The following is a 24,326-nucleotide window of genomic DNA, read 5'->3' as shown; positions in this document are numbered from 1 at the left end:
AGCAATGAAGACTTATAACGCACCAGCTGACGTGGAGAACAAGTGGATCGTCATCGATGCGACAGATGTCGTTGTCGGTCGTCTTGCTTCATATGTCGCCAAGCGGCTGCGGGGCAAGCATCGCGCTGACTTTACGCCGCACATCGATACCGGCGATCACATCGTCATCATCAATGCGGAGAAGGCCCGTTTCACCGGCAACAAGCTTCGCGACAAAACCTATTACCGCCACACCGGATATCCGGGTGGAATCAAGGAAACGACGGCCGGCAAGATCCTGTCTGGCCGTTTCCCGGAGCGGGCCATCGAGCTCGCCGTCAAGCGGATGATGCCGGGTGAAAGCCCGCTGGCCCGCCAGCAGCTGTCGAAGCTGCGCGTCTATGCCGGCGCCGAGCATCCGCACGAAGCCCAGAAACCAGAATCCGTCGACTTCGCGTCGATGAATGAAAAGAATCAGAGAGTCGACTGATCACCATGTCCGATACAGCCAATTCGCTTGAAGACCTGAAATCCGTCACCGGTGGTGAAGCTGCGGCCGAAGAGGCTGTGGTTGTTGAGCCGAAGATCGACGAGCTTGGCCGCGCCTATGGCACCGGCCGCCGCAAGTCGGCCACCGCCCGCGTCTGGATCAAGCCGGGCACCGGCAAGATCACCGTCAACGGCAAGGACCAGGAGCAGTATTTCGCTCGCCCGGTGCTGCGCATGGTGATCGAACAGCCGCTGGTCGAAGCGGACCGCCGCACCCAGTTCGACGTCATCTGCACGGTGAAGGGCTCGGGCCTTTCGGGGCAGGCTGGCGCCGTTCGTCACGGGATTGCCCGCGCTCTGGTCAATTATGAGCCGGGCCTGCGTGCCGTCCTGAAGCCGTTCGGCTTCATGACCCGCGACCCGCGGACGGTCGAGCGCAAGAAGTATGGCCGTGCGAAAGCACGCCGCAGCTTCCAGTTCTCGAAGCGCTAGGCCGTACGGGCAACCAGATTGTTCGAAAGGGCGCTTCTTTCCGGGAGCGCCCTTTTTCTTTGCCTGAAAGCATGAGAGGGGAGGGCCATGACTCAATCCGTTCTGAAAGCCGCCATACTCGGCGCATCCGGATACACTGGCGCAGAGACTGTGCGCCTGCTCCGGAACCATCCGAAGGTCGAAGCCGTCGCGGCCACTGGCAACGCGCTGGCGGGCAAGCGCCTGTCGGAAATTTTTCCACATCTTTCAGGGGCCTATGACCTCGATGTTGTAACGTCGGATGATGTTCGCTGGGACGAGGTGGACGTGGCGTTCGGCTGTCTGCCGCATGGCACCAGCCAGGAGCTGATTGAAACGCTTCCATCGCATGTGAAAGTGGTCGACCTGTCTGCTGACTACCGTTTCCGTGATGCGAAGGCCTATTCGGCTGCCTATGGCCGCGAGCACCTTGCGCCAGAGCGGACTGCCAATGCCGTCTATGGGCTCAGTGAGCTTTATGCCGACAAGATCGCCGGGGCCGACCTCGTGGCGTGTCCGGGCTGCTACCCGACCGCGGTCCTGCTCGTCCTTCTGCCGCTGATGAACCCGCTCGTCATCGATACGGACACGATCGTCATCGACGCCAAGTCCGGGGCATCCGGGGCTGGCCGTGGCCTGAAGGAAGGAAACCTGTTCTGCGAGGTGACCGAAGGCGTCCATGCCTATGGGGTGGGCACCCACCGGCATACGCCGGAGATCGAGCAGGAACTGCGGCTGATGTCCGGTGACAATTCGGTCGAGGTGACGTTCACCCCGCACCTAATCCCGATGGCGCGCGGCGAAATGGTGACCTGCCATGTGCGCGGCGATGCAGACGCCATCCATGCGGCCCTTGTACAGACCTACAAGAGCCAGCCCTTCGTGACCGTCCTTCCGCTCGGCTCACCGCCGCCGGATACGCGCCATGTGCGTGGCACGAATGAGTGCCGGATCGGCGTCTTTCCGGACCGGGCATCCGGCCGGGTAATCGTGTTCGGTGTGATCGACAATCTCGTCAAAGGCTCAAGCGGCCAGGCAATCCAGAACCTCAACCTGATGATGGGCTGGGATCAGGCGCTCGGGTTGGACGTGCTTCTGCCGCTCTTCCCCTGACCGGACTTGCCCGCCTTGCTCTTCGAGGCGGGTGCCTTCTTCTTCGCAGGCGCGGCCTTTGCGCCGGTTGAGGCTTTCTTGGCCGCCGATGCCTTCTTGGCAGCGGGTTTTGTGGACTTCGGCTTGCTGTTCGAAGCTGCAGTCTTCTTCCTTGCGGGCGCGGCTGTCTTGCTCGTGGTTTTCTTCGAAGCGGCTGCGGTCTTCGGACGGCTGGCAGCCGCTGGCTTTGACGCGGCTGTCGATTTCCGGCTGGCCGCAGGTTTCTTGGCCGGAGCGGGTTTTGGGGCCTCGAACGGATCGCAATAAGTCGTATCCGGCTTCGCTCCTGCCGAGATGGCGCTGAGGCGCATCTTCACATAGGTGCCGGGCGCCGCGCCCAGCTTGCGGTCGGGCACGGGGTTTGCCGGGACCATCTCACCCGATTTGGGCTCCAGCCATTCAAGCCAGCTCGGCCACCAGGAGCCTTTGGTCTCTTCGGCGCCCGTGAGCCAGGCTTCCGGCGTTGCGGGCAGGTCCGGATTGGTCCAGTGCTGATATTTCTCCGCGCGCGGATGGTTTACCACGCCGGCAATGTGGCCTGATCCGGCCAGCACGAAATTGACGTCGCCGCCGAACTTGCGGGCCGCGCGATAGATGGAGTGCCACGGGCAGATATGGTCTTCGCGGCTCGCCTGGATCGTCACGGGGATCTTGATATCCCCCATGTTCACCGTCTCGCCGAACACCTTGAACTTGCCCTCTGCCAGTTCATTGCGGCCGTAGAGAGCGTTCAGATAGGTCTGGTGGATATGGCCCGGAATATTCGTCTGGTCGGAGTTCCAGTAGAGCAGGTCGAAGGGGCGGGGCTTCTTGCCCAGCATGTAATTGTCGACCACGTAGCGCCAGACGAGATCGACCGGCCGCAGCCAGTTGAACGTCTCGGCCATGACCGAGCCCGGCATGATGCCGTCATTGTCCTCGATTATCGCGTCGATCTGGGCGCGCGCATTCTCGTCAGTGAAGACCATGAGGTCGCCGGCATCGGTGAAGTCCGATTGAGAGGCGAAATAAGTGGCTGAATTGATCCGCTTGTCGCCGGTCTTTCCCATATAGGCCAGCGCGCTGGTCAGCAGCGTGCCGCCGATACAGTAACCGACGGCATTGACGGAGTCCGAACCGGTCTGGGTCGTTGCTTCATGAAGTGCGGCGAGCACGCCATTCTTCACATAGTCGTCCCAGGTATAGTCCTTGGTCTCCTCATCTGCCGAGCGCCAGGACACGACGAAGACGGTGATGCCCTGCTCGGTGAGCCACCGGATCATCGAGTTTTCCTCGCGCAGGTCGAGGATGTAGTACTTGTTGATCCAGGGCGGGAAGATCAGCAGCGGCCGGGCGTGAACAGACTTCGTCGACGGCTCGAACTGCAGCAGCTCGATCAGCGGATTGCGGTAAACAACCTTGCCCGGCGAGGTCGCGAGGTTCTTGCCGACTTCGAACGGGGTTTCGTCCGACTGGCTGATCGACAGCTTGCCGCCGCCCCTCTGCAGGTCCTTGCGCGCATTGCGAAGTCCCTCGACGAGGCTCTGGCCGCCCGTTTCAAGCATCGCCTTCAGGGCCGCCGGGTTGGTCGCGAAGAAATTGGTCGGCGAAAGCGCATCAACCGTCTGGCGGGTATAGAACTGCGCCTTGCGCTTGTCGGCTACCGACAGGTCGTCGGCCGAGTTCATGATCGACATCATCCAGTCGGCATTCAGCTCATAGGCCCGGCGCATGAATTCGAAGGCCGGATTGGCTGACCATTCGGGATCGGAAAAGCGCTTGTCCTGGGGCGCGCTGATTTCCCCGGTGGCGAACTCCTTCCAGAGGTTCACCCAGCCCATCCAGAGATCGAGATTGGCATTGAGCATGGCGCTCGGATTGGTCGCCAGGGACCGGCCGAGCTTGCCATAGGTGTCCATCAGGCCATGCGGGTCGGCCTGGCCATTCATCGCGCCGCTCATGGGGCGCCCTTGCGTCATCACTTCCGTCAGGATCGCCTGCGACTCAACAGCTGCTTCGGCGAGGGCCATGCCGATCGCCTGCAGCTGTTCAGGAGACTGCTCTGACAGGATGGCGTTTAATGTGCTGTTTTCCCTGTCCTGCATATCTTCTGAACTTCCATCACCTTATTATCGCCAATCTACATCATCACATATAGAGATGAAACGTTTTAGGAATCACCAACGAGACGGGAAAAACCGCCAGATGCGCCTAACTGCCGTGCTGATATGTGCCCTGCTTGCCGGATGTGCAGGCTCCATGGACAGGATTTCGGAGCTGCGCGAAGCGGCGCCGGACTGGTATGAGGCACGCAAGCAGGAGTTTCAGGGCAGGGGCTATCCCAAGCTGAATACTGTGCCATCTGACGGATCCTACCAGGTGCGCCAGACCGGGCTGGTCAAGAGCGCGGCAGAACAGAAGGCCATTCGCGAGGCCTTCTACGCCAACCCGCGATCCGAGCCGTCATACCTCACACCAGCGATGATGATGCAGTGGGCTGCGGAAATCCGCCAGCGCGTCGATGCGCGCGATACTCCAGCTGATTTCTTGACGGATCAGCAGATTGCTCTGCTAAAAGCGCGTTTTGATCGCCCTCGCGCGCGCCGCTAGACTATAAGAACTGAATTACTGCCCCAAACCGACCACTCAGGAGACCGCCCATGCCGGGTGAATTTTACAAGATCAGGCGCCTGCCGCCTTACGTCTTCGAACAGGTGAACCGCCGCAAGGCGGCGCTGCGGGCAGAGGGCGCGGACATTATCGACCTCGGCATGGGCAATCCGGACCTGCCGACCCCCAAGCATATCGTGGACAAGCTTTGCGAGACGGCCCGCAAGCCGGACGTGAATGGCTATTCGGCCTCGCGCGGCATTGCCGGCCTGCGCCGCTCGCTCGTGAAATACTATGAGCGCCGGTTCGGCGTAACGCTGGACAAGGACCGCGAAGTGGTCGTGACGCTTGGCTCAAAGGAAGGGTTTGCCAACCTCGCCCAGGCGATTTCGGCCCCGGGGGACGTGATCCTTGCGCCGGACCCGTCCTACCCGCTGCACTCTTTCGGCTTCATCATTGCCGGCGCGTCGATCCGCGGCGTGCCCGCGCAGACGCCTGAGCAGTATCTCGCCAATATCGAACATGCGATCCGCTACAGCGTGCCGCCGCCGACCGCGATGGTGCTGTGCTATCCATCCAATCCGACCGCCGCTGTCGCAGACCTGGACTTCTACAAGGAAGCGGTCCGGATCGCGAAGAAGCACGACATCTGGATCCTGTCGGACCTGGCCTATAACGAGATTTATTTCGACGACCCGCCACCTTCGATCCTGCAGGTCGACGGCGCCAGGGATATCGCCGTCGAGACCACGACCATGTCGAAGACCTATTCGATGGCCGGCTGGCGGATCGGGTTCGCCGCCGGAAACGAGCGGCTGATCGCCGCACTCGCCCGGGTCAAATCCTATCTCGACTATGGCGCCTACACGCCGATCCAGGTCGCCGCCTGCGCGGCCCTCGACGGTCCGCAGGACTGTGTCGAGGAGACCCGCCAGATTTACCGCGCACGGCGCGATACGCTGGTCGAGAGTTTCGGCCGGGCCGGCTGGGACGTTCCCGTGCCATCGGCGTCGATGTTCTGCTGGGCGCCGCTGCCTGAAGCATGCAAGCATATGAGCAGCGTCGACTTCGCACTCAAGCTGATCAATGAGGCGAGCGTCGCTGTCGCCCCCGGCGCCGGTTTTGGCGAACGTGGGGACGGCTATGTGCGGATCGCGCTTGTTGAGAATGAACAGCGCATCCGGCAGGCCGCGCGCAACATCAAGCGGTTCCTTCAGGCGCAGGAAACTGATAGCAGGGGCGCCGTTCATGAGTTGCGGGCCGGAGGGCAAGGAGTTTGAAGACACTGAAACTGGGGATCGCCGGACTTGGCCATGTCGGGTGCGGGCTGATCGATCTCGTCCAGAAACAGGAGACGCTGCGGCTGCCGGGCAAGGTTGAGATTGCTGGCGTCACGGCGCGCAATCGCAATCGCAACCGTCCGGTTTCGACCGATGGGTACGCCTGGTTCGACGATGCCTCGAAGCTCGCCGCCGATGACAGCATCAATGTCTTCGTCGAGCTGATCGGCGGATCGGATGGACCGGCCAAGGTGGCCGTCGAGACGGCGCTGAAATCCGGCAAGGCGGTGATCACGGCCAACAAGGCGCTGATCGCCATGCATGGCCAGGAGCTGGCCGAGCTTGCGCGCGAGAACGATGTCGATCTGCTGTTCGAAGCGGCTGTGGCGGGCGGTGTGCCGGTGGTGCGCGTCCTGCGCGACTCGCTGGCTGGCGTCGATGTAAAGCGCGTGACAGGCATCCTGAACGGAACCTGCAACTTCCTGCTCAGCGAAATGCTGACCACACGGCGTCCTTACGAGGTCGTACTGGCCGAGGCGCAGCGGCTCGGCTTTGCCGAAGCCGATCCGACGCTGGACGTGTCGGGCATGGACGCCGCCCACAAGGCAGCGATCCTGGCCGCGATCGCCTTTTCTGCCGATCTCGATTTCTCGAAAGTCTCCGTGCGCGGCGTCGATGAGCTGGAGCTGCTCGATCTCGACCTTGCCGACAGGCTGGGCCTGCGCATCAAGCTGATCGCCGAAGGCAAGATTACTGATGCCGGCGTTGTCTGCCGGGTCGAGCCGCTGGCCATGCCGACCAGCCATCCGCTGGCGCGGGTCAATGGCAGCCTGAACACGGTCCGCATCGAGGGTGAGCCGCTTGGCGCAGTGACGCTGACTGGTCCGGGTGCCGGGCCGGGGCCGACGGCGAGCGCGGTGATGGGCGATGTGGCAAAGCTGTTCAATCCGATTGCCCGTCCGGCCTTTGGCCGGGCCGAACATCACGACGTCAGGAAATTCGTCTTTGCCAAGCCTGATGAGAAATCCGCCTATTTCCTGCGCGTTCGTTTGGCAGACCGTGCAGGCGCCCTTGCCGAATTGACCGAAGCGCTTGCCGAGAGCGGCGTATCAGTCGACAAGCTGCTCCAGGATTCGGCCGACGAGAATGGCGCTGCGCCGATCGCGATCGTGACGCATGTCTGTTCGCGCGGTGAAATGGAGGATGCCAGAGAGCGCGTTCGCGGGCTCGAATCGAATGTAGGTTCGCCGCAAGTCATGGCGATCGAAGCGTCAACGGATTAAGAAGGAGCCGGGTTGGAAAATCCGGCGGGTCAGGGAAAGAAATGACAGAAAGTGTTCTGGTGCCGCATCTCTCCGATGCGATGGTTCGGGTTACCGAAGTGGCTGCTATTGCGGCGGCCAAGCTGGCGGGCAAGGGCGATGAAAAGGCAGCCGACCAGGCTGCCGTCGATGCCATGCGGACCGCCTTCAACTCGGTCAACTTCCAAGGCCGTATCGTGATTGGTGAAGGCGAGCGCGACGAAGCCCCGATGCTGTATATCGGCGAGGAAGTCGGCACCGGTAACGGTCCGGCGATCGACATTGCGCTGGATCCGCTTGAAGGCACGACGCTGACTGCAAAAGCGATGGCAAATGCGCTGGCCGTGCTGGCGATCGCGCCACGCGGCGGCCTGCTGCATGCGCCCGATACCTACATGGACAAGATTGCGATTGGCCCCGGCTTTCCGGAGGGCATCGTCGATCTCGACGAGTCGCCGGCCGACAATATCAAGGCGCTGGCGAAACTCCTCGACCGTCCGGTCGAGGCGATGACCGCCTGTGTGCTCGACCGTCCGCGTCATGCCGAGATCATCGAAAGCCTGCGCAGCGTTGGAGCGCGCATCTGCCTGATCTCTGATGGCGACGTCGCTGGCGTGATCAACACAACCAATTCCGACACCGGGATCGACCTCTATGTCGGGCAGGGCGGTGCGCCTGAGGGCGTGCTGGCCGCAGCGGCGCTGAAATGTGTCGGCGGTCAGATGCAGGGCCGGCTGGTCTTCCGCAATGAGGACGAGAAGAACCGGGCACGCCGGGTCGGTGTCGAGGAATTCGACCGCAAATACGACCTCAACGAGCTTGCGAGCGGCGAAACGGTATTCTGCGCCACGGGCGTCACCAAGGGCGGCCTGGTGGATGGCGTCGTCTCGCGCCCGGGTGTCACGATCACGGACACGCTCGTCATGAGCTCGGCCGACGGCATGGTCCGCAAGATTACCACGCGCCACCGCACAGCCTAGGCGATGCCGGACGTCGGTCGGCTTTTCGGAGTAGAGCGTTCGCTGACGGGACGTTTCTGGTCCCTGTCGGCAACCGATGAAGACGCGCTGCGGAAATTTGCCCTGCAGACCGGTCTGCCTGACCTTGTCTGCCGGCTGCTGATGTTGCGCGGCGTGACAGCAGACAGCGCTGCGTCCTATCTCGCGCCCCGTCTGAAGGACACGTTTCCCGACCCCTCGACCTTCCAGGACATGGAGAAGGCCGCCGGCCTTCTGCTGGACGCCATCGCTGAAAACCGGCGCGTTGTTGTCTTTGCTGACTATGACGTCGATGGTGGCACCTCCTCCGCCTTGTTGGCGCGCTATTTCCGGCACTGGGGGCGGGAGATGGGCCTCTACGTTCCCGACCGCCTCCTTGAAGGCTACGGCCCATCACCTGAAGCCTTTCGCCATCTGAAAGAGCAGGGCGCCGACCTCGTCGTCACTGTCGATTGCGGGGCGGCAGCGACGGCTGCGCTTGAAGAGGCCCGCCGTATCGCGCTCCCGGTCATCGTCGTCGACCACCACCTGATGGGCACGGCCCTGCCGGAGACGACTGCACTGGTCAATCCGAACCGGGCGGACGATACATCCGGATATGGGCATCTGGCCGCCGCGGGTGTCGTATTCGTCTTACTGGCCGCCATGAACAAGGTGGCGCGCGAGCGGGGAATCGCGCCCGAAGGCGGGTTGCCCGACATTCTGCAATGGCTGGACCTCTGCGCGCTGGGCACGCTTTGCGACATGTCGCCCCTGCAGGATGCCAACCGGGCCTTTGTCCGCCAGGGGCTCAAGATCATGGCGCGCGGCCAGAATCCGGGCCTGCGGGCCCTTGCTGACATAGCAGGGATCGGGACGGTGGAAAGCGTCTATCATGCGACTTTCATGCTGGGGCCGCGGCTCAATGCCGGCGGGCGCGTCGGCGACCCGTGGCTCGCGGCAAAATTACTGGCCACGGACGACCGGGCCGAAGCGATTGCACTCGCCGAGCAGCTCGATGGCCTCAATCAGGAGCGAAAGGCCGTCGAGGCCATGATTCTCGAACAGGCGACGGCACAGGCCGAACGGCAGATCGAGCAGCAGCCCGGCCGCAATGTGATTGTCGCCTCGGGCGAGGGCTGGCATCCCGGCATCATCGGGATTGTTGCTGGACGCCTGAAGGACCGCTTCCACCTGCCGACCATCGTGATCGGGCATGGCGAGGGGCTTGGCCCAGTCGCGAAAGGCTCGGCCCGTTCGGTGAAGGGCGTCAATATCGGCGACGCGATCAGCCAGGCGGCCCGGGAAGGCGTGATCCTGACAGGCGGTGGGCATGCCATGGCCGGCGGCCTGAGCGTAGAGCCTGAAAGAATCGAAGCCTTCAGCGACTGGATGGCCACCCACATGGGCGCATTCGCCGAGGCGCGGGCGGAAGCGCTTCGCCTAGAGGTCGATGGCGTGCTGGCTCCGGCTGCGGCCACGCTCGAGCTTTGTGAGCAGATCGACTCCCTCGGACCCTTCGGTCAGGGCGCGCCGCAGCCTGTTTTCGCCATCAGGGATGTCCGCCCGCTATCGCCGCGCATCGTGGGCCAGAACCATGTCCGGTTCATCGCCGATGACGGCTCGGCCCGCCTGGAATGCATTTACTGGCGCGCGGCCGATACTGAAGCCGGTCAGGCCATCAATGCCGGGCGCAATGTGCACCTTGTGGGCCGTCTGAAGGAAAATGAGTGGAACGGGCGCAGACGCGTCCAGTTTGAAGTGGTTGATGCAGCCGACGCGGCATCGAACTGATAAAAACTGGAGCGGATGCTGAAACTCGACTTGAACCGCGGAAAAAGCCTCGCTATACGCACGCCTTCCAACCGAGCGCTCCCTTCGTCTATCGGTTAGGACGCCAGGTTTTCAACCTGGAAAGAGGGGTTCGATTCCCCTAGGGAGTGCCACTTTCATCACAGTTTTCGTGCAATTGGTGAATCTACGGTCATCCCAGGGATGACTTTCGCCATTTCCGTTCATATCATCGATCAATTGGGACTGATGGTAGATGACTGCATTGACTTCGAAAAGCGAACGGCCTGAACCTGAGCCCGTGGTACGGGTTATCGGGCATATCAAATGGTTTGACGTCGCCAAGGGTTATGGCTTCGTCATTCCTGACTCCACGGTCGATGACGAAGTCCGTTCGGACGTCATGCTGCACATCTCCTGTCTTCGGAAATTTGGCGAAGCCTATGCCGATGAGGGCGCCCGCATCGTCTGCGACGCTATTCGCAGCGGCAAGGGCTGGCAGGTCGATAACATCCTCGAGATGGACCGACCCAAGGCGGTCCTCGCCCGCGAAATGGGCGAGGTGGCTGAGCCTGAAACGGTCATAGTCAAATGGTTCAACGCCACAAAGGGCTTCGGCTTCGTGAACCGGCCCAATAGCGATGTTGATATTTTCGTCCATATTTCCGTCCTGCGCCGGGGCGGGATCAGCGGCGTCGAATCAGGGACGCTGCTTGTGGCGACGATCGAGACAGGCCCGAAGGGCGAGCATATCGCATCCGCAACGCTGAAAGAGGACGACAACGGATAGTTGCCGCCCCGATGCGATGGCGCTACACGAAGCTCCATGAAGCTGATCACATCTACGATGACCGCGCTGGTCCTTTTCGCACTGTCCTCTTTCGCTGCGGCGATGGCCCAGGGGCTGGAGACCGGCACGCTGACCATTGAAACCGAGGCAGGCGAGCAGGTCTTCGAAATCGAGATCGCCGACGAGCCTGAGGAAATTTCCTATGGCCTCATGAACCGCGAGTCGCTTGCCGAGAATGCCGGCATGCTCTTCGACTTCGGCAATCCTCGAGAGCCGGCCATGTGGATGAAGAACACGCTGATTCCGCTCGACATGCTGTTCATCTCCTCCGATGGCACGATCCAGATGATTGCCCGCAATACGGTTCCCGGGTCGCTGCGCACGATTTCGCCGGGAATGCCGGTGAAAGGTGTCCTCGAGATCAACGGTGGCCGCGCCGCTGCGCTTGGCATCGAGCCGGGCGATACAGTTAATCACGCGATTTTCGCCACTGATGTCGGATAAGGAGGGCGAGGCCAAGCCGCCGCCGCCCGGATTCGAGATCTCGAAATCTCGCGGGCCTTTCACAACGCGCAACGGCCCCGTTTACCGGGCGATCGAGACCGGCGACATCAGGAGCGGCCTCTGGGTGCTCGACCGGCACTGCAACAGCATGGGCTTCATGCATGGCGGCATGGTCAGCGCCTTTGCCGACGGCGCGCTTGCCTGGGCGGTCTGGCATGCGACGCATCGCATGTCGGTGACACTCAAGCTGACAACGAGCTATTACGATACGATTCGCCCCGGCGACTGGCTGGAGGCGCATCCGAGAGTGGTTTCGGTCGACGATGGTGTCGTTCATGTCGAGGCCGAGATGCTCGTCGGCGGCGAGAAACTGGCAGCGCGCGCGGACGCAACCTTTCGCGCACTGCGCAGGACCAGCAAATAGGACTTGCCCGCCCGACAGTGTCTTCATAGAAGGGGCGTCCGATGTCGGAGCGTGGCGCAGCCTGGTAGCGCACCTGATTTGGGATCAGGGGGTCGGAGGTTCGAATCCTCTCGCTCCGACCATCGATTGACGGCTCGTTCGGAGGTTCGGCATGGACGCACGTATCTACAAGCCCCGTAAGTCAGCCATGCAGTCAGGCCGCGGCAAGACGCATGAATGGGTTCTGGAGTTCCGTTCGGGGGCTGAACGCTCGGCCGATCCGGTCATGGGCTGGACGAGCATCAACGATACGACCGGCCAGGTCCGTCTTCACTTTGAAACGCGCGAGCAGGCAATCGACTATGCCAAGCGCGAGAAGCTGACCTTCACGGTCGACGAGCCGAGGGAGCCGAAACGGCTGGTGAAGTCCTATTCAGAGAACTTCTCTGCCTATCGCAAGCAACCCTGGACGCACTGAGCGCCCGATCCGGCCCCTTAGCTCAACTGGATAGAGCACCGGACTTCTAATCCGACGGTTGCAGGTTCAAGTCCTGCAGGGGTCGCCATTGCGCGCAACCCGGCTATGCTGTGGGCGGGAGGTGCGAGCTATGAAACTACCAGAAAAGGGCCAGGACTGGCCGGCGATCAAGGCGAAGCTGGAATCGCGAGGCGCGGGCGATGCCAAATGGCGGGATGGCAAGACGGCTGTCTATGTCTTCAATGCCGGCGAGGATGTCGAGCGCGTTCAGAAGGAAGCCTATACGGCCTTCATGTCGGAGAACGGTCTCGGACCGCTGGCCTTTCCGTCGCTCGCGCAGATGGAGAAGGACGTGATCTCCATGGCGCTCGGCCTGCTCCACGGCCCGGAGGGGGCGACCGGGGCGATGACCTCCGGCGGGACCGATTCGATTACCATGGCGGTGAAGACAGCGCGCGACTACGCCCGCAGCCAGGGCAGGGCGAGAGAGCAAGCGAACATCATCCTTCCGCAGTCGGCCCATCTGGCCTTCGACAAGGCTGCCCACCTCATGGACATTGAGGTTCGCCGTATCCCTTTGAAGACGTATGGCAGTTTCGAGGCAGACCCGGCCGCGATGGGTGAGGCCGTGGACCAGGATACGATCATGATGGTCGGCTCCGCGCCGAACTTTCCGCACGGGATCATCGATCCCATAGAAGAGCTGGGCCGCCTCGCGCAGGAGAAAGGCGTCTGGTTGCACGTCGATGCGTGCGTTGGCGGTTATTTCGCGCCATTCGCGCGAATGAATGGCGAGCCGGTTCCGCCGTTTGATTTCGAGGTGCCGGGCGTGATGTCGATGAGCGCCGACCTTCACAAGTACGGCTATGCCGCCAAGGGTGCCTCTACTGTGCTGTTCCGGTCGGAGGATCTTTACAGCTTCATGCCGTTTGACTTTGCCGGCTGGTCCGGTGCGCCGATGAAAACGCCGACACTGGCCGGCACACGTCCAGGCGGAGCGATTTCGGCGGCATGGGCGGTGATGAACTATCTGGGCGTCGAAGGTTATCGCCGTTTGCAGGGCAAGGTCTGTGAGACGCGCAAGCGCCTGGAGACCGGGCTGGACCGGCTCGGTTTCCAGGTCGTCGGCAAGCCCGTCCTTGGCCTGATCGCCTTTCATCATCCCGACCTGCATTCCTTCGCGCTCTATGGCGAGATTTACCGGCGCGGCTGGTTCACATCCGTGACGAAGCAGCCGCCCAGCCTGCATCTCATGCTGTCGCCCAAGCATGCCGATGTAGTGGACGCTTATCTGGCCGATCTCGAAGCCGCCTGCGAGGCTGTGCGGTCGGGCGAAGCGGGCAGCAAGCCGAAGGTCGAAGCCCGCTACAGCTGAGCCCTCTGCAGGGGTGCTGCAAAAACTTGATAAAGGGGATTGGACAAGGCGGGTCAGCAGAGCTATGACGCGCGTTCCCCAAGCGGCCAGCCCGGGTAGCTCAGGGGTAGAGCAGCGGATTGAAAATCCGCGTGTCGGTGGTTCAAATCCGCCCCCGGGCACCATTCATTCTTCATCTGCCGCGAAAAGAAATCGATCCAGTGAATTGATTTTCGTGTGAAAACGCGCCGGCAGGTGTCCAATGAAGAAGCCTTGGCCTTTCGATGTACGCCACGCATGAGTCGCGCTCTTGGTCGCTATTTCGGGGCAGCGCGGCCTGTTTGCAGCGCGTGCCAGATGCCCGATCCAGCACCGTGTCACCAGGCCGCATGCCCAAGGGGCGGATTCTGCAGCTCAATGCCCTATGATTGATGAGGTGACGTGTTGCCAATCTGCCGAAAGCGTCCTAACCCGGCGCTTTCGACGGCAAGCGATCAGGAGTCGCCCTCATGACAGAGATCGAACAGTTTGCGCTCGACTATCTCCCGGTCATCCTTTTCCTCGGGTTGGGCGTCATCATTTCCCTGCTGTTCATTCTAGGATCGGCCATTCTCGCGCCGTCCGCACCCGACCCGGCCAAGAATTCGGCCTATGAATGTGGCTTCAATGCCTTTGACGATGCGCGGATGAAATTCGATGTCCGCTTCTATCTCGTCTCGATCCTGTTCATCATCTTTGACCTCGAAGTGGCCTTTCTGTTTCCCTGGGCTGTGAGCCTCGGAACGATCGGTGTCTTCGGGTTCTGGTCCATGGTCCTCTTCCTCACCGTGCTGACCGTGGGCTTTATCTACGAATGGCGCCGCGGAGCGCTGGAGTGGGAATAATATGGCCGACGATTTCAAACCATATGCACTCGGAGCCGGCCGCGCCGGTGTCGAAGGCGGACACGATGTCCGGGCCGACGACCCGTTCTTTGCTGGCCTGTCCGACCACCTTGCCGACAAGGGCTTCTTCACAGCCCGCGCCGACGATCTGATCGCCTGGGCCCGGACGGGCTCGCTGATGTGGATGACGTTTGGTCTGGCGTGCTGCGCAGTCGAAATGATGCAGGCCGGCAATCCCCGCTATGACCTTGAGCGGTTCGGCATGGCGCCGCGCGGTTCCCCACGCCAGTCGGACGTGATGATCGTCGCGGGCACGCTGACCAACAAGATGGCCCCGGCGCTGCGCCGCGTCTATGACCAGATGCCTGAGCCGCGTTATGTGGTCTCCATGGGCTCGTGCGCGAATGGCGGCGGCTATTACCACTATTCCTATTCCGTTGTACGCGGCTGCGACCGGATCGTGCCGGTCGACATCTACATTCCGGGCTGCCCGCCGACCGCGGAGGCGCTGGTTTACGGCATGCTGCAGCTGCAGAAGAAAATCCGCCGCGAAGGCTCGATCGAACGCTAATGGCCGGACCGACAGACATGACAGACGCTCTAAACGATCTTGGCGACCATATCCGTTCCAGTGAAGCCGTGGCGGATCTGGTCAAGCGCTATGAGGTCAAGCATGGCGAATTGACGGTCTATGCCGAACGCGACGGGATCGTGAAGCTCGCCAAGTTCCTCAAGGACGACAATCAGTGCGTCTTCGAGACGCTGATCGATATTTGCGGGGTCGACTGGCCGGAACGCAGCCAGCGCTTTGACGTAGTCTATCACTTCCTCTCCATGCGGCTGAACCAGCGCATTCGAATCAAGATCAAGACCGACGAAGCGACGCCGGTGCCGAGCCTTGTTGACCTGCACCCGAGTGCCAACTGGTTCGAGCGCGAAGCGTTCGACATGTACGGCATCCGCTTTGCCGGCCACCCGGACATGCGCCGTATTCTTACGGATTACGGTTTCGAGGGCTATCCGCTGCGCAAGGACTTCCCGCTCACCGGCTTTACCCAGGTGCGCTATGACGACCTTGAAAAGCGCGTGGTCAACGAGCCGGTCGAACTTGTCCAGGAATACCGGAATTTCGATTTCCTTTCGCCATGGGAAGGCATGACCAAGGAGCTGCCCGGCGACGAGAAAGCAGGGGAGGAGCCAAGCAATGGCTGATGACGCAACCCCGATCGACGAGCGTAAATTCACGCTGAACTTTGGTCCGCAGCACCCGGCCGCGCACGGCGTGCTTCGCATGATCATGGATCTCGATGGCGAGGTGATTGAAAGGATCGACAGCCATGTCGGCCTATTGCACCGCGGCACCGAGAAACTTCTCGAATACAAGACCTATCTCCAGGGCCTGCCTTATTTCGACCGGCTCGACTATGTCGCGCCGATGAACCAGGAGCATGCCTGGTGCCTCGCAATCGAGCGCCTGCTCGGCATTGAGGTGCCGCGCCGCGCGAAGTTCATCCGGGTACTTTACTCGGAGATGGGCCGCATCCTGTCGCATATGCTCAATATCACGACGCAGGCGATGGATGTCGGAGCACTTGCGCCGATTACCTGGGGCTTTGAAGAGCGCGAGAAGCTGATGGGCTTTTATGAGCGGGCCTCCGGCTCGCGCATGCACTCGGCCTATTTCCGGCCGGGCGGTGTCCACCAGGACCTGCCGCAGGCGCTGATCGATGACATCATGGTCTTCTGCGAGGAATTCCCCGAGAAGCTCGCTCATATCGAAGGGCTGATCTCGGAAAACCGCATCTTCAAGCAGCGCAATGTCGATATCGGCGTCGTTGACGAGAAGACCATCATGGAATGGGGCTTTTCTGGCGTCATGGTCCGCGGCTCCGGCCTGCCATGGGACCTTCGCCGTTCGCAGCCCTATGAAATCTATGACGAAATTCCGGGCGAGGTCTTCGAAGTGGTCGTCGGCAACAATGGCGACAATTACGATCGCTACGTGGTCCGCATGGAAGAGATGCTGATCGCCAACGACATCATGAAGTGGTGCATCGAGAACATGCCGGCGGGTGAAGTTCTGCTGGCTGGAACCAAAGTCTCGCCGCCGCGCCGGGGAGACATGAAGCGGTCGATGGAAGCGCTGATCCACCACTTCAAGCTTTACACCGAAGGTTTCCACGTGCCTGAGGGCGAAGTCTACGCCGCTGTTGAGGCGCCAAAGGGCGAGTTTGGTGTCTATCTGGTGTCGGATGGCTCGAACCGTCCCTATCGCGCGAAAATCCGCGCGCCGGGTTATCCGCACCTCGCGGCGATGGATCATCTCTGCAAGGGGCACATGCTGGCCGACGTGTCGGCCATTCTCGGCTCGCTCGATATCGTGTTCGGGGAGATCGACCGGTGAGCGTTCTGATTGTTGCTAATTTTTCCGGAGGGGCCGAATAATGGCACTTCGTCGTTTTGACATGGAAGCTGGCGGCGACAGCTTCGCCTTCAAGCCGGAGACCGAGCCGACCATCGCGTTCTGGCTCGGCAAGTATCCGGAAGGCAAGCAGCGTTCGGCTGTGATTCCGCTGCTCTGGCTTGCCCAGAAAGACAATAATGGCTGGCTGTCCGAGCCGGCCATGCGTGCCGTCGCGGACAGGCTGGAGATGCCATATATTCGCGTCTACGAAGTCGCGACCTTCTATACGATGTTCCGCCTTCAGCCGGTCGGCAAGCATCACGTCCAGCTTTGTGGCACGACGCCGTGCATGCTGCGCGGTGCCAATGATCTCAAAAAGGTCTGCGAGAAGAAGATCGGCAAGAAAATGGCCGTCACCGACGACCAGCGTCTCTCCTGGGAAGAGGTCGAGTGCCTCGGCGCATGCGTGAATGCGCCAATGGTCCAGATCAATGACTACTATTACGAGGACCTCACGCCGGAATCGCTCGGCGAGATCCTGGACAAGCTCAAGAATGGCGTGGATGTGGCGCCAGGTACCTTCGTGGACCGTCAGAAAAGCGCGCCGGAAGGTGGGGCCACCACGCTGAAGGACGCAGGGCTCTATGACGGCAGCCGCAACGGTGTCAGCACGCTTCCGAACCTGCCGGAAGCGGCCCCTGCCAGCGACCCGAAGCCGGAGGCCAAGGCTGAGCCCGACAAGGCACCGCCAACGAACACTGATCGCGAAGAGCCGAAAGTCGATGAGGCCGAGATTGAAGGCGACAAGCCCGAAGCGCTGCAGGGTGACAAGCCGGCAGACGATCTCAAGCGGATCAGCGGAATCGGTCCCAAGAATGAGGACCAGCTGAACGCGCTTGGTATCTATACGTTCGAGCAGATCGCAGCCTGGACGCCGGACAATGTGAAATGGGTCGAGGGCTATCTGTCCTTCCGCGGCCGGATTGGCCGTGAGGACTGGGTCGGGCAAGCTAAAAAGCTGGCCAGCGGCGCCGAGACGGAATTCTCCAAACGGGTCGATGCCGGCGAAGTCGAATCGAGCCGGGAAGAAGGTGACGAGTAATGCTGCAGGATAAGGACCGCATCTTTACCAATCTCTATGGTACGCATTCGCCCGATCTCGAAGAGGCGAAGAAGCGCGGCGCGTGGCACCTGGTTCCGGAAATGCTGAAGCAGACCCCGGAATGGATCTGCGACCAGATCAAGGCGTCAGGCCTTCGCGGGCGCGGCGGGGCGGGTTTCCCGACCGGCCTGAAATGGACCTTCATGCCGAAGGAAGTCCGGGACCGCCCGCACTATCTCGTCGTGAACGCTGACGAATCCGAGCCTGGCACCTGCAAGGACCGGGAAATCATGCGTCATGATCCGCATCTGCTGATCGAAGGCTGCATGGTCGCGTCCTACGCCATGCGCGCGCATGCCTGTTACGTCTATCTGCGCGGCGAGTACATTGCCGAACGCGAGGCGCTCGAGAAGGCGGTCAAGGAAGCCTATGAGGCCAAGCTGATTGGCAAGGATAATATCAATGGCTGGGATTTCGATCTCTACGTCCACCACGGCGCCGGCGCCTATATCTGCGGCGAGGAAACCGCGCTGCTGGAAAGCCTTGAGGGCAAGAAGGGCCAGCCGCGCCTGAAGCCGCCATTCCCGGCGAATGCGGGCCTCTATGGCTGCCCAACAACCGTCAACAACGTTGAATCCATTGCCGTTGCGCCGACCATCCTGCGCCGCGGCGCAGACTGGTTCGCTGGCTTCGGCCGCCCGAACAATACCGGCACCAAACTCTTCTGCATTTCCGGCCATGTGAACAAGCCGTGCAATGTCGAGGAAGAGATGTCGATCCGGTTCAAGGACCTGATCGAGACCCATTGCGGCGGCATCAAGGGCGGCTGGGACAATCTCAAGGCCGTCATTCCGGGTGGCTCGTCGGTGCCGATGGTGCCGGCCGAGCAGATCATGGACGCCCATATGGATTTCGACACGCTGCGTGACCTTCGCTCAGGCCTCGGTACAGCGGCGGTCATCGTGATGGACAAGTCGACCGACCTGATCAAGGCGATCGCGCGCATCTCCTATTTCTACAAGCATGAAAGCTGTGGCCAGTGTACGCCATGCCGCGAAGGCACCGGCTGGATGTGGCGCGTGCTTGAGCGGATGGCGAAGGGTGAAGCCGATCACAAGGAAATCGACATGCTGCTGGACGTCTCGCAGCAGATCGAGGGCCACACGATCTGTGCGCTTGGCGACGCGGCGGCCTGGCCGGTCCAGGGGCTGATCCGTCATTTCCGGCACGAGATCGAAGACCGCATCACCCAGTACCGGGCGCCGCGCGCGCTCGTGCAGGGCAGCACCGTCGCTGCGGAATAGGGGAAGACGAGGGGCATGGACCTGCTGCGCAACATCATCACCGCCATCTGGTGCGCTATTGTCATCGGGACGAACGTATTCGGCCTGATGCTGCTCGCGCGCCTGCTGGGGCCGGATATGTTGCAGGCACCAGGCGTGTTCCTTCCCGTCATCAAGATGGGGCTGCTGGCCGGCCTCGGCCTGCTGGCGCTAGTCTCGACCAAATTCCTCTGGGCGATCCTTGCTGTGGCGACGCTGGCGCTTCTCCTGGGCGTCACCTACGACCTGTTCGTGGAGCGGATCTGGCGGCCATCCAGCATGATGAGCGGCCTGTTCGTGATCATCCCGACCTATCTTCTTGCGCGCTGGAATACGGCGGCGCGGAAATCCGACTTCAATCCCGTGAAAGAGTTCTGATTCATGGCTGACGATCTTTTCAAGCTGAATATTGACGGCAAGGACATCGAAGTGCCGAAGTCCTACACGCTGATGCAGGCGTGTGAGGAAGCGGGCGCCGAGATTCCGCGCTTCTGTTATCATGAGCGCCTGTCGGTGGCCGGCAATTGCCGCATGTGCCTGGTTCAGTGGAAAGGCGCGCCGAAGCCGATTGCCAGCTGCGCGCAGACCGTCGGCGAAATGCGCATGAATCCGGATGGCACGCCGCCGAACATTCTCACCAAGGGTGATTATGTCGAAAAGGCGCGCAATGGCGTCATGGAATTCCTGCTGATCAACCACCCGCTCGACTGTCCGATCTGCGACCAGGGCGGTGAATGCGACCTGCAGGACCAGGCGATGGCCTATGGTCGGGCCGGCTCGCGCTATGCGCTGAACAAGCGCGCGGTTGAGAACAAGAATATGGGCCCGCTGGTCAAAACGATCATGACCCGCTGTATCCAGTGCACGCGCTGTGTCCGCTTTGCCGCTGAAGTGGCTGGCGTCGAGGAGATCGGCATGATCTCGCGCGGCGAGGATGCGGAGATCACGACCTATCTCGAAAAATCGCTGACCTCTGAGCTATCCGGTAATGTCATTGATCTTTGCCCGGTGGGTGCGTTGACCTCCAAGCCATATGCTTACAATGCGCGGCCCTGGGAGCTGCGCAAGACCGAGTCGATCGACGTCATGGATGCCATGGGATCCGCCATCCGTGTCGATGCCAAGGGCTCGGCGGTGATGCGGATCATGCCGGTTCTCAATGAAGAGGTGAATGAGGAGTGGCTGTCGGACAAGTCGCGCTTCATCTGGGACGGGCTTGCCCGCCAGCGCCTCGACAAGCCGTATGTGCGTGAGAATGGCAAGCTGCGTCCGGCCAGCTGGAAGGAAGCGCTGGCGCGTACGGCAGAGCTCCTGGGTGGACCGGCGGACAAGATCGGCTTCCTCTCGGGCGACCTGACAGAGGTCGAACAGCTGAAGGCGGCGAAGGACCTGGCAGAAAAGATCGGGACCAAGTCGCTAGACTGCCGGCCCGCCGGCGCGGGCTACGGCGCGGACGGTGTTCGCGAGAAATACGTTCTGAATCCGACCCTTATGGGAATCGAAGACGCCGATGCGCTGCTGCTGATCGGCACCAATCCACGCGTCGAGGCGGCTGTCTGGAATGCCCGGATCCGCAAGGCCTGGTTGTGGAACGATCTCAAGGTGGGCGTCGTCGGTGAGCCGGTCGACCTGACCTATGATTATGAGCATCTCGGAACGGGGCCGGGCGATCTTCCGGGCCTTCTGTCGGGTAGCAGCGAATTCGTGAAAACGTTCAAGGATGCCAAGCGGCCGATGGTCGTCATCGGCGAGCATGCGCTGGTTGGCGAGAACGGCATCGACGTTCTGAACGCAGCGCACAAGATCGCGTTGGATGCAGGCGCTATCAGCGAAGACTGGGCCGGGTTCGGCGTGCTGCACAATGCCGCCGGCCGCGTCGGTGCACTTGATGTCGGTTTCGTGCCGGGTGAGGGCGGCAGCGACACGGCGGCGATGCTGTCGGGCGGTCTCGATACGCTCGTACTGCTTGGCGGTGACGAGCATGACCTCAGCAATCTCGGCGACACGAAGGTCGTCTATGTCGGCCACCATGGTGAGGCCGGTGCGTCGAAGGCGGATGTCATCCTGCCTTGCGCGGCCTATACCGAGATGGACGCGACCTATGTGAACACCGAAGGCCGGGTCCAGATGACCTCAAAGGCTGTCCAGCCAAAGGGCGAGGCGCGCGAGGGCTGGGCGATTTTCCGGGCGCTGTCCGATGTCGTGGACAAGACACTGCCTTATGATTCGGCGGACGAATTGCGGGAAGTGCTGCGTGAAGAAAACAAGGTCTTCGCGGGGCTCGGTTTCGCACCGGGGACGGCCGGGTACGAAGCCTTGCGGGAGGCGCCAGCCGCCGCCCAAGGGCTTGAAAAGGCGCGTCCTTTTGGCGCGGCGTTCGAGGATTTCTATCTCACCAACCCGATTGCCCGGGCTTCTAAGACGATGGCGGAGTGCTCGCTCATGAAGCGCGGCCTTGAAACGCCTGTAGCAGCGGAGTAGGCGAGCGCCATGAGTGCATTCATCCAGGAACATGGACTGCTGTTCGGCTGGCTGACCGTGATTGGTCAGATCATGCTGTTCACCATTGTCCTGCTGCTGTCGCTGGCCTTCCTCCTGCTGATGGACCGGAAGGTCTGGGCAGCGGTCATGATGCGCAAGGGCCCGAACGTAGTCGGCCCGTTCGGGCTGCTGCAGAGCTTTGCCGATTTCGGGAAATTCCTGCTCAAGGAAATCATCATCCCGGCGGGCGCCAACAAGACGGTGTTCCTGCTGGCACCGATCCTTTCGCTGACGCTCGCCTTCGCGGCCTGGGCCGTGATCCCGGTCGCGCCGGGCTGGGTCGTTTCCGATCTCAATGTCGGCATACTCTACCTGTTTGCGGTGTCCTCGCTCGGTGTCTACGGCATCATCATGGGCGGCTGGGCATCAAACTCGAAATACCCTTTCCTCGGCTCGCTGCGGTCGGCGGCGCAGATGGTTTCCTACGAAGTCTCGATTGGCTTCATCATCATCACGGTGATCCTGCTCGTCGGATCGATGAACCTGTCGGACATCGTTTCGAACCAGTCGAGCGGGTTCTGGTCCTGGCATGTGTTCAGCTTCAACCACGTCTTGCTGTTCCCGGTCATGCTGGTCATGTTCGTCATGTTCTTTGTGTCCGCGCTGGCCGAAACGAACCGCCCGCCTTTCGACCTTCCTGAAGCCGAATCCGAGCTCGTTGCCGGTTACCAGGTCGAGTATTCCTCGACCCCGTACCTGCTTTTCATGATCGGGGAGTATCTCAACATCGTGCTGATGTGCGCGATGATGACGATCCTTTTCCTCGGCGGATGGCACGGTCCGATCCCGCTGGGCGAGGATTTCGTGGCGAACTTCCCGCTATGGGTGGTCAACCTCGGCCATCTTGCCTGGTTCATGGCGAAGGTCGTGTTCTTCTTCTTCCTGTTCGCCCTGGTGAAGGCTGTTGTGCCCCGTTATCGCTATGACCAGCTGATGCGGCTTGGCTGGAAGATATTTCTGCCGACATCTCTGGCCGCCGTCCTCATCGTTTCCGGTTACGTCGTTTATATGGGAGTTCAGGCATGAGCCTCGTCCAGACCATTCGCGGTGCGCTGCTGACCGACTTCCTGAGTGCCTTCGGCCTCGGGCTTCGGGAAATGTTCACGCGCAAGGCGACCAACAACTACCCCTTCGAAAAGAACCCGCTCAGTCCGCGCTTTCGCGGTGAGCACGCGCTGCGCCGTTACCCGAATGGCGAAGAGCGCTGCATTGCCTGCAAACTCTGCGAGGCGATCTGCCCGGCGCAGGCCATCACGATCGAGGCTGAGCCTCGCGAGGACGGCTCTCGCCGCACGACACGCTACGACATCGACATGGTGAAGTGCATCTATTGCGGCTTTTGCCAGGAGGCCTGCCCGGTCGATGCGATTGTCGAGGGGCCGAACTTCGAATTCGCGACGGAAACGCGCGAGGAACTGTACTACGACAAGGAACGACTGCTTGCGAATGGCGACCGCTGGGAACGGCTGATCGCCCGCAATCTTGAACTCGACGCGCCGTACCGCTAGGCGGCGCACTTTACTTTTCACGGGGCGGGCGACCGCCTCTCAATTTTTGGGGCTGAACCGGTGGAACTGATCGCCTTCTACATTCTGGCCGCGATTGTCACGGTGTCGGCAGTCTGTGTGATCGCCGCGAAGAACCCGGTGCACTCTGTGCTCTGGCTGATCCTGACCTTCTTTACCTCGGCAGGCCTGATGGTGCTGATCGGCGCTGAATTTCTCGCCATGCTGCTGGTCGTCGTCTATGTCGGTGCCGTCGCCGTGCTCTTCCTCTTCGTGGTCATGATGCTCGACGTCGATTTCGTCGAGTTGAAACAGGGCTTTCTGAGCTATCTGCCCTTTGGAGCGCTGGTTGGCCTTGCCTTCATTGCAGAGATCGCGCTCGCCACCTTCGCGCGCGGCGCCGATGCCGACAGCTTCAATCCCTATCCGGGCGCCGAGAACAATGCCGAGGCGATCGGCCAGGTGATGTACACCGACTACCTGCTGCTGTTCCAGCTGTCCGGCCTGATCCTGCTGGTCGCCATGATTGGTGCGATCGTGCTGACGCTGCGCCACAAGCCGCATGTGAAGCGCCAGAATATCGCACATCAGACCGCGCGGCGGCGCAAGGATGCCATCCGCCGGATTGACGTCAAATCGGGCGAGGGGCTGTAAGCCATGGATATTACGATCAACCATTTCCTCGCCGTTTCGGCGGTGCTTTTCACGGTCGGCGTTGTCGGCATCTTCGTGAACCGCAAGAACATTATCGTCATCCTGATGGCGCTGGAGCTGATCCTGCTGTCGGTGAACATCAACCTGGTCGCCTTCTCCGTTTTCTCGGGGACGATCACCGGGCAGATCTTCGCCATGCTGGTGCTGACGGTGGCGGCCGCTGAAGCGGCGGTCGGGCTCGCCATTCTCGTAGTTTACTTCCGCAATCGCGGCGACATCGCCGTCGAGAGCGTCGATCTGATGAAGGGGTAGGGGCC

26 protein-coding genes and 4 tRNA genes are annotated in these 24,326 nt (G+C 61.4%); 29 read left to right on the top strand and 1 reads right to left on the bottom strand.

All coding sequences use genetic code 11. The features are described from left to right. Positions 1 to 4: 4 nt before the first annotated feature. From rplM to argC, 3 genes are all read left to right on the top strand, one after another. Positions 5 to 469 carry a 50S ribosomal protein L13 gene (gene rplM / locus D1227_RS18540; RefSeq protein ID WP_119376584.1) on the top strand — a complete coding sequence of 155 codons (465 nt, stop codon included), beginning with the start codon at positions 5 to 7 and terminating at the stop codon, positions 467 to 469. Positions 470 to 474: 5 nt separating this feature from the next. Beyond that, positions 475 to 960: a 30S ribosomal protein S9 gene (gene rpsI, locus D1227_RS18535; RefSeq protein WP_119376585.1), complete on the top strand. Its 486-nt coding sequence runs from the start codon at positions 475 to 477 to the stop codon at positions 958 to 960. A gap of 87 nt (positions 961 to 1,047) precedes the next feature. Further along, a complete protein-coding gene (gene argC / locus D1227_RS18530) occupies positions 1,048 to 2,091 on the top strand; it encodes an N-acetyl-gamma-glutamyl-phosphate reductase (protein ID WP_119405736.1) in 1,044 nt (347 codons plus the stop codon). On the opposite strand, the gene D1227_RS18525 is transcribed toward argC, so the two are convergent. Further along, complete coding sequence (locus D1227_RS18525; RefSeq protein ID WP_119405735.1) at positions 2,049 to 4,214, bottom strand: PHA/PHB synthase family protein; 2,166 nt, start codon at positions 4,212 to 4,214, stop codon at positions 2,049 to 2,051. The genes argC and D1227_RS18525 overlap by 43 nt on opposite strands. Between D1227_RS18525 and D1227_RS18520 the strand changes: the two genes are divergently transcribed. The 26 genes from D1227_RS18520 (at position 4,180) to nuoK (ending at position 24,321) form a co-directional block, all read left to right on the top strand. Next, positions 4,180 to 4,719 carry a hypothetical protein gene (locus D1227_RS18520; RefSeq protein WP_147373353.1) on the top strand — a complete coding sequence of 180 codons (540 nt, stop codon included), beginning with the start codon at positions 4,180 to 4,182 and terminating at the stop codon, positions 4,717 to 4,719. The genes D1227_RS18525 and D1227_RS18520 overlap by 35 nt on opposite strands. 50 nt (positions 4,720 to 4,769) lie before the next feature. After that, positions 4,770 to 5,999: an LL-diaminopimelate aminotransferase gene (locus D1227_RS18515; RefSeq protein ID WP_119376589.1), complete on the top strand. Its 1,230-nt coding sequence runs from the start codon at positions 4,770 to 4,772 to the stop codon at positions 5,997 to 5,999. After that, positions 5,996 to 7,282 carry a homoserine dehydrogenase gene (locus D1227_RS18510; RefSeq protein ID WP_119405733.1) on the top strand — a complete coding sequence of 429 codons (1,287 nt, stop codon included), beginning with the start codon at positions 5,996 to 5,998 and terminating at the stop codon, positions 7,280 to 7,282. The genes D1227_RS18515 and D1227_RS18510 overlap by 4 nt, the downstream gene beginning before the upstream one ends. 41 nt (positions 7,283 to 7,323) lie before the next feature. After that, positions 7,324 to 8,280, top strand: coding sequence for a class II fructose-bisphosphatase (gene glpX, locus D1227_RS18505; RefSeq protein ID WP_119405732.1), 957 nt, complete (start codon positions 7,324 to 7,326; stop codon positions 8,278 to 8,280). Between the two features lie 3 nt (positions 8,281 to 8,283). After that, positions 8,284 to 10,071, top strand: coding sequence for a single-stranded-DNA-specific exonuclease RecJ (gene recJ / locus D1227_RS18500; protein WP_119405731.1), 1,788 nt, complete (start codon positions 8,284 to 8,286; stop codon positions 10,069 to 10,071). Between the two features lie 77 nt (positions 10,072 to 10,148). Beyond that, positions 10,149 to 10,223: transfer RNA gene (locus tag D1227_RS18495), tRNA-Glu, on the top strand. 101 nt (positions 10,224 to 10,324) lie between these two features. After that, positions 10,325 to 10,858: a cold-shock protein gene (locus D1227_RS18490; RefSeq protein WP_119405730.1), complete on the top strand. Its 534-nt coding sequence runs from the start codon at positions 10,325 to 10,327 to the stop codon at positions 10,856 to 10,858. Between the two features lie 36 nt (positions 10,859 to 10,894). Beyond that, positions 10,895 to 11,362: a DUF192 domain-containing protein gene (locus tag D1227_RS18485; protein WP_119405729.1), complete on the top strand. Its 468-nt coding sequence runs from the start codon at positions 10,895 to 10,897 to the stop codon at positions 11,360 to 11,362. After that, positions 11,352 to 11,786, top strand: a complete 435-nt coding sequence (locus tag D1227_RS18480) for a PaaI family thioesterase (RefSeq protein ID WP_119405728.1) — start codon at positions 11,352 to 11,354, stop codon at positions 11,784 to 11,786. Before D1227_RS18485 ends, D1227_RS18480 begins: the two co-directional genes overlap by 11 nt. 45 nt (positions 11,787 to 11,831) lie before the next feature. After that, positions 11,832 to 11,908 (top strand) — tRNA-Pro (locus tag D1227_RS18475). 29 nt (positions 11,909 to 11,937) lie between these two features. Beyond that, on the top strand, positions 11,938 to 12,243 hold the full coding sequence (locus D1227_RS18470; protein WP_119376596.1) for an ETC complex I subunit: 306 nt from the start codon (positions 11,938 to 11,940) through the stop codon (positions 12,241 to 12,243). Positions 12,244 to 12,254: 11 nt separating this feature from the next. Then, positions 12,255 to 12,331: transfer RNA gene (locus D1227_RS18465), tRNA-Arg, on the top strand. Positions 12,332 to 12,373: 42 nt separating this feature from the next. Further along, positions 12,374 to 13,618 (top strand): pyridoxal phosphate-dependent decarboxylase family protein, encoded by a 1,245-nt coding sequence (locus D1227_RS18460; RefSeq protein WP_119405727.1) that lies wholly within the window; start codon positions 12,374 to 12,376, stop codon positions 13,616 to 13,618. Positions 13,619 to 13,707: 89 nt separating this feature from the next. Then, a tRNA-Phe gene (locus tag D1227_RS18455) sits at positions 13,708 to 13,782 on the top strand. A gap of 333 nt (positions 13,783 to 14,115) precedes the next feature. Beyond that, entirely contained in the window at positions 14,116 to 14,481 is a 366-nt protein-coding gene (locus tag D1227_RS18450) for an NADH-quinone oxidoreductase subunit A (RefSeq protein WP_407646984.1), read from the top strand. Between the two features lies 1 nt (position 14,482). Beyond that, positions 14,483 to 15,052 (top strand): NuoB/complex I 20 kDa subunit family protein, encoded by a 570-nt coding sequence (locus D1227_RS18445; RefSeq protein ID WP_119376599.1) that lies wholly within the window; start codon positions 14,483 to 14,485, stop codon positions 15,050 to 15,052. A 17-nt stretch (positions 15,053 to 15,069) separates the two neighbouring features. Next, on the top strand, positions 15,070 to 15,693 hold the full coding sequence (locus D1227_RS18440; protein ID WP_119377125.1) for an NADH-quinone oxidoreductase subunit C: 624 nt from the start codon (positions 15,070 to 15,072) through the stop codon (positions 15,691 to 15,693). Then, the gene (locus D1227_RS18435; protein WP_119376600.1) at positions 15,686 to 16,885 is read left to right on the top strand and encodes an NADH-quinone oxidoreductase subunit D; all 1,200 of its coding nucleotides are present in this window, start codon (positions 15,686 to 15,688) and stop codon (positions 16,883 to 16,885) included. The genes D1227_RS18440 and D1227_RS18435 overlap by 8 nt, the downstream gene beginning before the upstream one ends. A gap of 40 nt (positions 16,886 to 16,925) precedes the next feature. Further along, a complete protein-coding gene (gene nuoE / locus D1227_RS18430; protein ID WP_119376601.1) occupies positions 16,926 to 17,987 on the top strand; it encodes an NADH-quinone oxidoreductase subunit NuoE in 1,062 nt (353 codons plus the stop codon). Continuing rightward, positions 17,987 to 19,291, top strand: coding sequence for an NADH-quinone oxidoreductase subunit NuoF (nuoF, locus tag D1227_RS18425; protein WP_119405726.1), 1,305 nt, complete (start codon positions 17,987 to 17,989; stop codon positions 19,289 to 19,291). The genes nuoE and nuoF overlap by 1 nt, the downstream gene beginning before the upstream one ends. Before the next feature lie 15 nt (positions 19,292 to 19,306). Then, positions 19,307 to 19,687, top strand: coding sequence for a hypothetical protein (locus D1227_RS18420; protein WP_119405725.1), 381 nt, complete (start codon positions 19,307 to 19,309; stop codon positions 19,685 to 19,687). Positions 19,688 to 19,690: 3 nt separating this feature from the next. After that, complete coding sequence (nuoG, locus tag D1227_RS18415; RefSeq protein ID WP_119405724.1) at positions 19,691 to 21,790, top strand: NADH-quinone oxidoreductase subunit NuoG; 2,100 nt, start codon at positions 19,691 to 19,693, stop codon at positions 21,788 to 21,790. Positions 21,791 to 21,799: 9 nt separating this feature from the next. Next, positions 21,800 to 22,876, top strand: coding sequence for an NADH-quinone oxidoreductase subunit NuoH (nuoH, locus tag D1227_RS18410; RefSeq protein ID WP_119405723.1), 1,077 nt, complete (start codon positions 21,800 to 21,802; stop codon positions 22,874 to 22,876). Further along, positions 22,873 to 23,358 carry an NADH-quinone oxidoreductase subunit NuoI gene (gene nuoI / locus D1227_RS18405; protein WP_119376606.1) on the top strand — a complete coding sequence of 162 codons (486 nt, stop codon included), beginning with the start codon at positions 22,873 to 22,875 and terminating at the stop codon, positions 23,356 to 23,358. The genes nuoH and nuoI overlap by 4 nt, the downstream gene beginning before the upstream one ends. Before the next feature lie 60 nt (positions 23,359 to 23,418). Then, entirely contained in the window at positions 23,419 to 24,009 is a 591-nt protein-coding gene (locus D1227_RS18400) for an NADH-quinone oxidoreductase subunit J (protein WP_119376607.1), read from the top strand. A 3-nt stretch (positions 24,010 to 24,012) separates the two neighbouring features. Further along, positions 24,013 to 24,321 (top strand): NADH-quinone oxidoreductase subunit NuoK, encoded by a 309-nt coding sequence (gene nuoK / locus D1227_RS18395; protein WP_119376608.1) that lies wholly within the window; start codon positions 24,013 to 24,015, stop codon positions 24,319 to 24,321. The last annotated feature ends 5 nt before the right edge of the window (positions 24,322 to 24,326 follow it).

This window comes from Henriciella mobilis, assembly GCF_003576315.1.
GTDB classification, from domain to species: domain Bacteria; phylum Pseudomonadota; class Alphaproteobacteria; order Caulobacterales; family Hyphomonadaceae; genus Henriciella; species Henriciella mobilis.
The sequence above is the reverse complement of the archived record's forward strand: the minus strand, read 5'-3'. Positions and strand labels throughout refer to the sequence as shown.